The 12,688-nt window shown below is 35.0% G+C and carries 9 protein-coding genes and 2 tRNA genes; 5 read left to right on the plus strand and 6 right to left on the minus strand.

The genetic code is table 11. The annotated features are described in order from the left end of the window. Window positions 1–8: 8 nt before the first annotated feature. Complete coding sequence (locus BXU11_RS06785) at window positions 9–1,574, minus strand: YdiU family protein (protein ID WP_078211489.1); 1,566 nt, start codon at window positions 1,572–1,574, stop codon at window positions 9–11. Between the two features lie 275 nt (window positions 1,575–1,849). Here BXU11_RS06785 and BXU11_RS06790 point away from each other — a divergent pair, with 275 nt between their 5' ends. Further along, window positions 1,850–4,378, plus strand: a complete 2,529-nt coding sequence (locus BXU11_RS06790; RefSeq protein WP_078211491.1) for a mechanosensitive ion channel family protein — start codon at window positions 1,850–1,852, stop codon at window positions 4,376–4,378. 84 nt (window positions 4,379–4,462) lie between these two features. Beyond that, window positions 4,463–5,104 carry a hypothetical protein gene (locus BXU11_RS06795; RefSeq protein ID WP_078211493.1) on the plus strand — a complete coding sequence of 214 codons (642 nt, stop codon included), beginning with the start codon at window positions 4,463–4,465 and terminating at the stop codon, window positions 5,102–5,104. 54 nt (window positions 5,105–5,158) lie between these two features. Here the strand turns inward: BXU11_RS06795 and BXU11_RS06800 are convergent, their stop codons facing one another. The 5 genes from BXU11_RS06800 to BXU11_RS06820 form a co-directional block, all read right to left on the minus strand. Continuing rightward, complete coding sequence (locus BXU11_RS06800) at window positions 5,159–6,061, minus strand: N-acetylmuramoyl-L-alanine amidase (protein ID WP_078212134.1); 903 nt, start codon at window positions 6,059–6,061, stop codon at window positions 5,159–5,161. A gap of 33 nt (window positions 6,062–6,094) precedes the next feature. Further along, on the minus strand, window positions 6,095–6,550 hold the full coding sequence (locus tag BXU11_RS06805) for a hypothetical protein (protein WP_078211495.1): 456 nt from the start codon (window positions 6,548–6,550) through the stop codon (window positions 6,095–6,097). Window positions 6,551–6,579: 29 nt separating this feature from the next. Further along, on the minus strand, window positions 6,580–7,893 hold the full coding sequence (gene rimO / locus BXU11_RS06810; protein ID WP_078212136.1) for a 30S ribosomal protein S12 methylthiotransferase RimO: 1,314 nt from the start codon (window positions 7,891–7,893) through the stop codon (window positions 6,580–6,582). 342 nt (window positions 7,894–8,235) lie between these two features. Continuing rightward, complete coding sequence (locus BXU11_RS06815; RefSeq protein ID WP_078211497.1) at window positions 8,236–9,738, minus strand: OmpP1/FadL family transporter; 1,503 nt, start codon at window positions 9,736–9,738, stop codon at window positions 8,236–8,238. Between the two features lie 50 nt (window positions 9,739–9,788). Then, on the minus strand, window positions 9,789–10,811 hold the full coding sequence (locus BXU11_RS06820) for a hypothetical protein (protein ID WP_078211499.1): 1,023 nt from the start codon (window positions 10,809–10,811) through the stop codon (window positions 9,789–9,791). 102 nt (window positions 10,812–10,913) lie between these two features. Here BXU11_RS06820 and proS point away from each other — a divergent pair, with 102 nt between their 5' ends. The 3 genes from proS to BXU11_RS06835 all read left to right on the plus strand — a co-directional run bounded on the left by proS (window position 10,914) and on the right by BXU11_RS06835 (window position 12,658). Then, window positions 10,914–12,392: a proline--tRNA ligase gene (gene proS, locus BXU11_RS06825; protein ID WP_078211501.1), complete on the plus strand. Its 1,479-nt coding sequence runs from the start codon at window positions 10,914–10,916 to the stop codon at window positions 12,390–12,392. Window positions 12,393–12,468: 76 nt separating this feature from the next. After that, window positions 12,469–12,540: transfer RNA gene (locus BXU11_RS06830), tRNA-Glu, on the plus strand. A gap of 46 nt (window positions 12,541–12,586) precedes the next feature. Then, window positions 12,587–12,658, plus strand: a tRNA-Glu gene (locus tag BXU11_RS06835). The last annotated feature ends 30 nt before the right edge of the window (window positions 12,659–12,688 follow it).

Consider the following 12,688-nt stretch of genomic DNA (forward strand, 5'->3'; position numbering starts at 1 on the left):
TCCTTTTTTTATGAACTGCAACTAAGCATAGAGCAACCTATCTTTACTCTTGCCCAATCGGGTCGTTTAGCGTACCACTTTTCATATTCGGGTTGTTCTTCGTAAGGTTTTTGTAAAAGTTCAAACAATTCTTTTAGTATAGAATAGTCTTCTTTTTCAGCGGCATCAATAGACAATTGCGCCATATAATTGCGAAGGACATATTTTGGGTTAACTTGATTCATAGCGGAACTTCTTTCTGCATCAGAGAATGTTTCTAGTTGAAGTCTGTTGCTATATTTAGTGAACCAATTGTGCCATTTCAGAGCAATACTTTCATTACAATCATTAGCATTATAAAAGGCAAATTCAATTTTTGTTAAAGCAGTTTCTGGAGTATCATTTTTAAGTACTAAACTCAAGTTTCTAAAGAAAATAGTCATATCTGTTTCTATGGCTTGAAGTACGTCAATAAGTTCTTGAATTAAGTCGCGATCTTCTTTATCGTTTATTTGTAATCCCAATTTTGATTGCATCATTTGGAGGTATTTTAAATCATACGCTTTGGTGTAAGCATCCAAAATAGCTTCCAGCGGTTGAGTTTCTTCAATTAAAGGATATAAGGCATTGGCCAATTGATACAAATTCCATAAACCAATTTGGGGTTGATTTTCAAAACGATATCTTTTGTTTTGATTGTCAGTGGTGTTAGGTGTCCAGGTGGGATTATAGTCTTCCAGCCATCCATAAGGACCATAGTCAATGGTAATTCCGTGAATTGACATATTATCTGTATTCATAACTCCGTGAACAAAACCTACTCTTTGCCAGTGAAGAATCATCTCCAATGTGCTTTTAGAAACCGCTTCAAAAAATTGGATGTATTTTTCTTTTCCTGTTACTTTTATCGATGGGAAATAATGCAGTATTGTAAAATCAGCCAATAGTTTAAGATTCGTATGATCTTGTCTAGCGGCAAAAATTTCAAAATTTCCAAAGCGAATAAAACTAGGAGCAACTCGGCATACGATGGCTCCTTTTTCATAAGCGGGGTTCCCATTGTACATAATGTCTCTAAGCACTTCGTCTCCAGTTAAAACCAATGAAAGTGATCGAGTGGTAGGTACTCCAAGATGATGCATAGCTTCTGCGCATAAGTATTCCCGAATGGAGGAGCGTAAAACTGCCAATCCGTCTGCTGTTCTGGAATAGGGGGTTGGTCCAGCACCTTTTAATTGTAAGGTAAAGTTTTTTTCTTTATGGTTGATTTCCATTAAATTTATGGCCCTTCCATCACCTAATTGACCTGCCCAATTCCCAAATTGATGACCTGCATAGCATAAGGCAAACGGTTGAGTGTTTGGGTAAATTTTTGCTCCTGAAAAAAAAGCTACAAAATCCTCATCTTCAATATCATTTTTATTCAAACCTATTTCTTCAGCCATTTGATGCACAACGTGAATTATCGATGGATTTGAAGGGATTTTGGGTGATACATACGAAAAGCAAGCATTGTACACCTGTCTAGGAACATTGTTGGTGTCAGTGTCGGCAGGTAATTCTTTGGTAAATAGTTTGTTGAGATTTAAGACCATTTTTTGAATGCGATAATAGTATTTCTCTAAATTGGATACAATTTTGAAATACTGAATTAGCTAGTAAAATTAAATCAATCTACTGTAATCTCTTTTGTTTTTTGATTTTTATTAACGATTGTAATCATTAGATTCTTTATATTTTATTCATTATGAAATAGTTGTGGTTTTGTTTTTTTAACTATTTTTATGATAAATTTTGTAATTTATATCTCAAAAGATACTATGAGAGGTGTTTTTTTGATACTACTTATGTTTTTATTTAATCTTATACTATGATGCAATTTTTTATGAAAAACAGCAAAAAAAGGCCCTTTACCGATTTTTTCTATTTCAATTCAAAAAGTACCTATGTTGTATTCTTTTTTATTTTGAATTCAATTGCTTTTGGTCAAACAAAAGAAGCTGTCAATAAGGATACTTTAGCCAAAGAGAACAAACAATTGGATGCACTTATGCAACAATTAAATGCAGAGAGTTTAAATGAGAATAAAACAAACTACGAGTTTAATGTGTTGACCAATAAGCAAAATAGTAGTTTTAATTTGCTTAATGAGGAAATTCAGAAAGCAAATACCATACTGAAAGAAGGTATCGATTATAAGGGCTTTACCAAAGAACTTGAATTATTAGTAGAATGGAAAGAAAAATCAGTAAAAGGCATCGTGCAGAATGTAAGTAAGATGCAGACAGCTAGGGATTTAACAACAACTTCTCTATTGTTGAAAGAATTGCTTAAAAGAACTGATTATCAATTAGATAGAATTTCATCAAATAATAAATCTTTGAGTGAAATTCAAAGAAGAATGGATTCCTTAGCTACAGATAAGATTTTTTATCAAATCCCTGCTCAAGAAGCTGCAAAAAAAAATTATTATCAGCGAATGGTATTAATGGCTAAAGATTTAAATATTGCGAATACTAATTTAAAAAATGCTATTGATAGCATCCAAAAGTTAGAGGTTAACGGAAAAATGTTCAAATTTAGTTTGGAGTCAGATTTAGCTGTTGTAAATAACGCTAGAAAGAAACTAAGTGAAAAGGTTAACTCAATTTCGCCAGATATTGTTGATGCAAAAGAGAAAAGTTTGTCATTTGTTGAGAATTTTGTGCATTCCTTTACAAAAGGATATTTATTATTTATATTTTATTTTGCCAATCAAACAGGGATTTTGTCCTTGTTACTTCTCTTTATTATTGGGCTCACACTTTATTTAAGAGTCATTAGAAGCAAATATAAGAGGGCAAACTTATATGAGAATTTAAAATACCCAGGGAACGTTTTGAATTATCCTTTGGCAGCTTCTATATTGATTATGATTTCTATTTTTCAGTTTTTCTTGCCTTCACCACCGTTTGTATTTAGTGCCTTTTTATGGATTATCGCTGGATTAGCACTAACGCTTATTTTATACAAGTCGGTTAGTAAATATTTGTTTTTAATTTGGATAGCATTTTTTGTGCTCAATAATTTGGCTTTTCAAGATAATTTATTGTTGCTCTATACTGTATCAGAGTCTCGATTCGTATTGTTTTTAAGTGTTATAGGACTTGCTTTAGGACTTTATGTGTTTTTGAACAGAAAGAAAAAGGATAAAGAAATACAAGAAAAAAGTTTTGTAATTGCATTATTGGTATTTATGGTTTTTGAATTCAGTGCTATGGTCTTATCATTTGCAAATTGTTATAATTTATCCAAAATTTTAATGACCTATGGTTATTTTACAATTTTAATCGCTTACCAATTAATTTGGTCATTTGGTTTAAGTTTAGATATTTTAAACTTTTCAAAATATTTATCACAATCTGAAGAAGATGCGCTTTTAGCAGAAGAAAAAGAAGGGGAGAGTTTTAAAGTACCAAGTTTTATTTATGTTTTATTTGCTATAGCTTGGTATGTTTTAATAAGTAGAAATTCCTATAGTTTTCAAAGTTTTATAGAGCCTATTTCCGAGGCTTTTTATGAAGAAAAACAATTTGGCGAATTCAAGTTTTCATTTAACGCGATATTCTTATTTTTCTTCATTTTATTCATGTCAGGGTTAAGTGCCAAAATTGTTTCGTTTTTAACCACCGATAATAAAGGAGCAAACAATGGAACACCAAAATCAGGTTTAGGCAGTTGGTTATTGCTGATACGTATTGCTATAATCACCATTGGTGTTTTAATCGCTTTCATATCAGTGGGAATACCTATGGATAAAATAGCATTGATGATTAGTGCATTGAGTGTGGGTATTGGTTTTGGTTTACAAAATGTAATTAACAACTTAGTTAGCGGATTAATCATTGCTTTTGAAAAACCCATCAATTTGGATGATATTGTTGAAGTAGGTGGGCAGACTGGAAAAATGAAATCAATTGGAATTCGAAGTAGTGTTATTACTACTTGGGATGGAGCCGATGTGATAATTCCAAATGGAGATTTGTTGAGTCAACATTTGGTAAATTGGACTATGGGTAGTAATCGCCGAAGATTTGAGATTGATCTTGGTGTAGCTTATGGTTCAGATCTGAATGAAGTAAAAACTATTTTGATAGAGATATTAATGCAACATGAATTGGTATTAAAAAATCCAGCTCCGATGGTTTGGGTGACTAAATTCAATGATAGTTCTATAGATTTTGCTGTAAAATATTGGGTGCCTCATTTTAATTTTGGGAATGATGTTCGCAATGATCTCATTATAGCTATTGATGTAGCTTTTAAATCCAACGGCATAGAAATTCCTTTTCCACAGCAAGATTTGCATATTCGGCCCAATGTTTCTAATAACAATGATGAAAATTTAGATAAAGAATAATTTTTATAAAGTGGAATGATTTTTGTGCTCACACGATTAAAACTATACAATTGAAAACTAATTTTTATATAAAAAAACACACCTATGAAAAAAGCAATAATAACTCTAGCCATTGTGGCCTTTTTTGGAATAACTTCCTGTAAAAAAGAAGCAAAACCAGAGGAATCAATTACTGATACTACAACAGTTGCGGTAGATTCTTCAAAAACAGAAGCTTTGGTAGATCCAGACCCAACCGATACCATTCCAGCTGGTAGTTATGGAATTAATTCTTCTAATTTGAAAACAGCAGATTTAATCCGATTAACTATTAAGGATTTGTACAAAGATGATTTGGCAAAGAATATTGTCTCTGATTTGAGTCAAAAGTTTATTTTCTTCGAATATGATTTAAATGAAGACGGTAAAAAAGAAATTTTAGTAGGTTTAACAGGTTCGTACTTTTGTGGCTCAGGCGGCTGTACGCAGTTATTGTTAGATAATCAAGGCAATGTGATTACCAAATTTACCGTATCGGATTATCCTGTGGTTATTGATAGTAACATGACCAACGGCTGGAATGATCTTTTTATTTTTAGTGGAGGAAAATATCGAATAGTACAGTTCAATGGAAAGAGCTATCCTTCCAATCCTTCTATTCTCCCAGCTTTAAAAATAACACCTGGTGATGGTTTACCAAGAGCATTAGATTTTGAGCATGAACCTTATGCTTGGTTTAAATTTTAGTATAAAAAAAAGAGGCTTTTGAATTGTTCTAAAGCCTCTTTTATTGTAATGAATTTAGAACTGTTTCTTATAAACAGCGTAAAGTACGTTTAATGTTTTTTGATCGATAACAGCGTCTACCTCCGTTTTTATGTAGTGAAGTTTGAAGGCTTTAATGGCAGCATTCAAGTTTTTGGTATCGTATCCTATTATTCTTAAGGCCATTTCTGCATTAAAATCAGTAGGTGCATTTTCTACAACGGCGTCAGGCCAAACGCCAAATCCTTTTTCGGCTAATAATTGCCACGGAAATAAAGCACTTGGATCTACTTTTCGAGTAGGAGCAATGTCCGAATGACCAATAAAATTTTGGGTCGGAATATTATAGTCTTTTTTTAATTTGTTTAATAATGCCAACAAACTATTGATTTGTGCTTGTGAAAAGGGTTCAACTCCATTGTTGTCTAGCTCAATCCCAATGGAAGAAGAGTTGATGTCGCTATTTTTTCCCCAGATCCCATTACCAGCATGCCATGCTCTTAAGTAATCGTTTAACATTTGAATTACTCTTCCATCGTCTGAAATTACATAGTGTGCACTCACGTTGGTACGAGCCAATGTAAATGTTTTAATAGTTTGCTGCAAGGAGTCTTGTGCAGTGTGATGAATAATCACAAAGTTGGGTTTTCTTAGGTTGAAATTTACAGTTCCCACCCATTCTGTAAGCGTGTTTTCTAAAGCCGCTGGATTTGTTTTGGAAATAGAATCCTTTATAGCATTAATTTGCTTGGTAAAAAGGGTATCTAATGTACTGGTAGTTTCTATTTTTTTTAAAGTAATAGCTTCTTTTTCTGCCAGTTTTTGTTGTAAAATTTTCAGTTGCTCTTCATAAGCTTTATTACTCTCTTTATACGGATTGGTTCCGCAAGAATAAAGCATAAATCCAACCGTAAAAAGTACTATAATTTTTTTAAGCATCATTTTTTTGGGTTTGGTTAGTCAATAATTGCTTTATTTTTTCTTTTTCTTTTTGAAACCTTCAGATGAGATTTTTTTGTAGATCTCTTTTTGGTCCGGATTTAGTAATTCTAGAATTTTACGATCGGTATTTTCTGAAATTACTTTTAAATCTTCTCCTTTACTTTCGTTAGAGGTTTCTTTTTTTATGATAACACCTTGGGCGTTTAGACTTTCAATCAGAATATTCTTTACCGCAATTTCTTGCAAGGCATCAAGCGATAATTCTGGTTTGAGGCGCTCCATAACTTTTGAAGCGGTCTCGTCATTAGAAGGTGGTTTTGGTGCACTTTGCTGTGAAGGGAGTTGACTCATTTGGTTCATTTGTCCCATTCTTCCATTGTTGCCATAACCATTATTACCATAGCCATTGTTGTAATATTGTGACCAACTGTTTTGCGTAAAAAACAGACCTAATCCTAAACAAACTAAAAATAATCCCTTTTGCATACTGTGTTTTTTAAAATCAAATATAACAATTATACTGGTTCTCCGTATAAATCAAATTCGGTAGCTTCGGTGATTTTTACCAAAACAAATTCTCCAGTTTTAACATAATGTTTTGATGCATCAATTAAAACTTCGTTGTCAACATCAGGACTGTCAAATTCTGTTCTTCCAATAAAATGAGCACCTTCTTTGCGGTCAATAATACAACGGAACGTTTTGCCTATTTTTTCTTGGTTCAAATCCCAAGATATTTGCGATTGTAATTCCATAATTTCGTTTACACGATCTTGTTTTACATCGTCCTGAACGTCGTCTTCTAGCAAGTAAGCATGCGTGTTTTCTTCGTGTGAATAAGCAAAACAACCCATTCTGTCAAATTTCATTTCTTGAACAAAATCTTTCAAAGTGTCAAAATCCTCTTGAGTTTCACCAGGATAACCTACAATTAATGTAGTACGAATTGTAATTCCAGGTACAGCCGCTCTAAAATCTTTTAACAATTGAGTAGTTTTTGCTTGAGTAGTTCCTCGACGCATTGATTTCAGAATGCTATCCGAAATATGTTGCAAAGGAATATCAATATAGTTACAAATTTTTGGCTCTCGTTTCATGATTTCCAATACATCCATCGGGAATCCAGTAGGGAAAGCATAATGCAAACGTATCCATTCAATGCCTTCTACCTTTACCAAAGCTTCTAATAAATCACCAAGTGCACGTTTTTTATACAAATCAAGTCCGTAATACGTCAAGTCTTGCGCAATCAAAATTAATTCTTTTACACCATCTTTGGCTAAACCTTCGGCTTCTTTAACTAATTTTTCAATAGTTTGCGAAACGTTTTTACCTCGCATTAACGGAATGGCACAAAAACTACAAGGTCTGTCACATCCTTCCGAAATTTTTAAATAGGCATAATTTTTTGGTGTTGTAGTCAAACGCTCACCCAATAACTCGTGTTTGTAATCGGCTCCAAGTGCTTTCAATAATCCAGGCAATTCAGTAGTGCCAAAAAACTGATCCACATTTGGGATTTCTTTTTCTAAGTCAGGGCGATATCTTTCAGACAAACAACCGGTTACAAAAACTTTGTCTACCAGTCCTCTTTCTTTTTTATCAGCATATTCCAAAATCATGTTTACCGACTCAGCTTTGGCATTGTCAATAAATCCGCACGTATTGATTACAATAATATTACCCTCATCGGCCGCTTTCGCCTCATGCGTTACCTCTTTTCCACTGGCGCGAAGCTGTCCCATAAGGACCTCACTATCATATACGTTTTTAGAACAACCTAAAGTAATGACATTAATTTTGTTCTTTTTTGATGACTTTGTTCTCATAATTTTACTCTTTCTTCTTCGAAACGGCAAAATTACATTTTTTTCTACTTCAATTGCTATGATCTTCAAAAAAGCCTGCTTTTGGACCAATTATTTATAGCTTTAGTTTTTATTTAATAGTAAAAAACGTCGCACAAAATCTTTAGGTTGGTTTTTGAAGCAGCATCAATAGGCTTCTTTATTCTCAAAGTCCCGTTATCCGCTATATCTTTGCTTTGAAAAAAAAAGCAAAGGATGCTGCTCCTACCGGGGCTAAAGACCGGCATGGTTGCTTCTTTACCAGCAAAAAAAAAGCGAAGCCTACCATTTTAGACTTCGCTTTTTATTATCATACAGTTTGTTTTATAATTCAAACAATAAAGTTAAGGATACATTATTATTGATCACATCAATACTTGCCGCATCAGTCAAGCCAGTATTGAAGAGTCCTTGTTGGTAGTTTCTTTTGGCATAAGAGTAAGAAATGTCTACTCGTGTGGAGCCAAAATTATAACCCAATCCGCCGGAATAACTAGATAAATCACCTATGGTTGTATTGTTCTTATATGGACTTTCTTCCATACGGTATCCAGCTCTCAGGCTCAAAGCCTTAATTTTATACTCGGCACCTATTCTTAGTTCGGCCGCATTGCTCAAATCAGCCTGCATGGATCTATTTAAATCGCTGAAATAGCTGTTGTTTGAAGGTTTGAATTTGGTGTTGCTATAATCTTTAAGGCTGTAATCTACACTAATCAATCCTTTTCTTCCAAATACATACGCCGCACTTCCTGTAAATTTACTTGGTGTTTGTATGCGATACGGTTCGTAAAAATTAGTCACCCTTGGATCTACAAGAGTTGGTGCTAATTCACCCGAAAGACTGCTTCGAACCGAGCTAAGGCTTTGTGAATATTCGTCACTCAAGTTCATCCATGTGGGAGATTCATACGCCAAGCCCAATCGTAATCCATCAGTAACTTTCGCAATGGCGCCCAGTTGAAACGAAAATCCTGTTCCCGAAGTCAGTAAGTCATTCGAAAAGCGCATTCTTTTAATACGTTCTACATTGGTCAATGTATTGTTGTTGTCCTCATAAAAGCGTTGTGATTGCGTATAATTTGAAAAATGTGAATTCAAATTAACGCCAATATAAATACGATCTTTATACGAGGAAGCAAAGTTAAAAGACAGTTTTCCATTGTATCCTGTACTATAAACGCTATTTTCTTGGAAATAATTTCCGCCTTCGCGTACGTTCGAAGTATAACTAGTATTGTTGAGATCCTCACTTACGGGATTGATGATGTATCCTTGATAGCCTAAAAAAGCTTGCTGCTCAGCATTGTTTAATTGCGAATAGTATCCGTTCTTTATAACGTTTAGCGGAATTCCATTGGCGTAGTTTAAGAAATAGTTTGCAATCGAATTCCTTTGATTGGTGCCTGCAGAAAACTGTTCGTTGTCAAAATTATTGGTGTTTTCATAATTAACAGCAAAAGCAATTTTTGTCCAATTGGCATTTTTTGCTTGATTTTTAAAAATGAAAACGCCACCTGCCTGATTTATATCAAATGTGTTTTCAGATGCGCTTGTTGCGGTTCCAAAATAATTAGAATTGTTCTCAGTGCTATAATTCGTAAGGGTGATTCCAATTTGGTTGTTAGCAAATACCGCGCTACCCGCAGGATTCGAATTAATAGCTGATAGATCTCCGCCAAGCGCTCCAAAAGCTCCTCCCATCGCTCTATAACGAGCGGTTCCATTCAAATTATCTACCGAGTAACGTAAAGCGTCTTTAATTTCTTGCGCATGTACTGATGAAACCATGAGTGCTAAGGCAATTACAATAAAATTATTCTTCATTTTCTAGTTTAGTTTTTCTATCAAAAATTCAACATTTAACTCGTGTATTTTTAACCTCGGCCACCACGACCACCTCCGCCAGAGCTTCTCATACCGCCGCCGTTGCCACCACCAGATGATCTCATGCTTCCGCTTGAAGAACTTGGAGAATAGGAGCGGGTAGGAGTGTAGTTACTGCCTCTGTTTCCTGAAGTATTATTTGAACTGTTGTTGTTGTAAGTTCGGCTTTCGCTTCTGGTATTGTTTCTTGTGTAAGTAGAATTGTTTTGTTGATTTACTCTATTGGTAGAATATCCGGGATTAGCAGTGCTACTGCTATTTCTTCTGTTGGAAAAGTTACTAGATGTGTAGGTTGTATTATTATTTCTGTTAAAAGTCGTACTGCCTCTTCTGTTTCTTGCACCATTACTAGTATAATTGCTAGAACTTATTCTGTTACCACTTCTATTTAAAGTATTGTATCCATTAGTGTATCCTGAGCTTCTTCTGCTAGAATTATAGTTGTAATTGGTATAACGATTTTGGTTTGCCCAATGTCCGTTATTCCATCCGTTGTTCCATCCGTTGTTCCATCCCCAGTTTGGACCATACCAGTTGTTCCATCCCCAACCCATATTCCATCCCCAGTTAGGGCTGTACCAGTTGTTCCATCCCCAGCCACCATGCCAGCCGTTCATGCCCCATCCCCAACCAGTGCCATACCAGTTATTCCAACCGTTGTCGTTTATGTATATGGTTGTAGATTGTGGACTGCTTCCCCAACTTGCGTATCCTGTAGAAGGCGCTTGTATGCTGTCATTACTATCGTTGTAACTATTGTAATTTTCTACATTAGTAAAAATATCATCAGAGTTTTCATTGTTTTGTAATGAATTAAAATATTCTTGATATTGAGTTCCAGAATTGTTTTGGGGTGCATTATAAACTACCCTGGGCGAACTTGTGCCATACACACCATCAGATTCGTAATAGGAGCTGTTTTGATAAGACCCACATGAGGTAATTAGTAAGGTTAAAAATCCAATAAGAGTCAATTGGCTTGTATTTCTTCGGGAAAAAAGGGTTGTTTTCATATCTATGGGATTTTTTATTGTTGAACAATACAAAAATAGTTAGTTTTGCGTTACTTATTAGTTAAATAGTATTAAAACAAAATTTGTGCCAAACAATTCAATATGAGCAAGAACCTTACTACAAGAGAAGAAGATTATTCAAAATGGTATAATGAGCTAGTGGTTAAAGCAGATTTAGCCGAGAATTCAGGAGTTAGAGGCTGTATGGTTATTAAGCCTTATGGATATGCAATCTGGGAAAAAATGCAAGCCGAATTAGATCGTAAGTTTAAAGAGACAGGGCATCAGAATGCTTATTTTCCTTTGTTTGTGCCAAAAAGCATGTTTGAGGCAGAAGAGAAAAACGCAGAGGGTTTTGCGAAGGAATGTGCTATAGTTACGCATTATAGATTAAAAAATGACCCTGATAAACCAGGTAAACTAATAGTGGATCCTAATGCTAAATTAGAAGAGGAGCTTATTGTTCGTCCAACTAGTGAGGCAATCATTTGGTCTACCTACAAAGGTTGGGTACAATCGTATCGTGATTTGCCTTTATTGATTAATCAATGGGCTAATGTGGTGCGATGGGAAATGAGAACGCGTTTGTTTTTAAGAACAGCTGAATTTTTATGGCAAGAGGGGCATACAGCACATGCTACAAAACAAGAAGCTATAGAAGAGTCTGAAAAAATGATGAATGTATATGCTGATTTTGTACAAGATTTTATGGCTATTCCGGTGGTAAAAGGATTTAAAACGGAAACCGAAAGATTTGCTGGTGCCGAGGAAACGTATTGCATCGAAGCTTTGATGCAAGACGGAAAAGCATTGCAAGCGGGAACATCACATTTCTTGGGGCAAAATTTCGCCAAAGCTTTTGATGTTAAGTTTGCCAATGCTGAAGGGAAACAAGAATATGTTTGGGGGACTTCTTGGGGAGTTTCAACCCGATTAATGGGGGCTTTAGTTATGACGCACTCTGATGACAAAGGATTGGTGTTGCCTCCTAATTTGGCGCCAATACAAGTCGTGATTGTGCCTATTTATAAGTCAGAAGAGCAATTGCAAGCTATTTCGGCTACTGTTGCTACTATTTCAGCTGCGTTACGCAAACTTAATATTAGTGTTAAGTATGATGACAGAACCACGCAGAAACCTGGATTTAAATTCGCTGAATGGGAATTAAAAGGAGTTCCTGTTCGAATTGCGGTTGGACCAAAAGATCTTGAAAACGGAACTTTTGAGGTAGCAAGGCGAGATAATTTGACTAAAGAAGTGGTTTCTGGCGATGGAATTGAAAATTACATTCAGAATCTTTTAGCGCAAATTCAAATCGATTTATTTGATAAAGCTTTAGCCTATAGAGAATCTCATATTACGGAAGTAAATAGTTTTGAGGAGTTTAAGTCTGTTTTGGATCAAAAAGGTGGATTTGTAGCGGCACATTGGGACGGTACTGCTGAAACAGAAGAGAAGATTAAGGAATTGACCAAAGCGACTATTAGATGTATTCCTTTGGATAGAGTCGAAGAGTCCGGAAGCTGTGTGTTTACTGGGAATTCTTCTGTTGGAAGAGTGTTTTTTGCGAAAGCATATTAAAAAAAATATTTTTTTTAGCCTCTACTATTGTACGTTTAAAAAATAGTTGTATTTTTGCATCCGCATTAGAGAAGCAGGCCCGTTCGTCTATCGGTTAGGACGCATGGTTTTCATCCATGTAAGAGCGGTTCGATTCCGCTACGGGCTACAATTTCTTTGCAGATTAAAGTCATCCTGAACTTAAGAAGGATAATGGCCCGTTCGTCTATCGGTTAGGACGCATGGTTTTCATCCATGTAAGAGCGGTTCGATTCCGCTACGGGCTACATATTAAAGGTTAAAAAGTCATCCTGAAC

This window comes from Flavobacterium sp. LM5, assembly GCF_002017945.1.
GTDB lineage: Bacteria > Bacteroidota > Bacteroidia > Flavobacteriales > Flavobacteriaceae > Flavobacterium > Flavobacterium succinicans.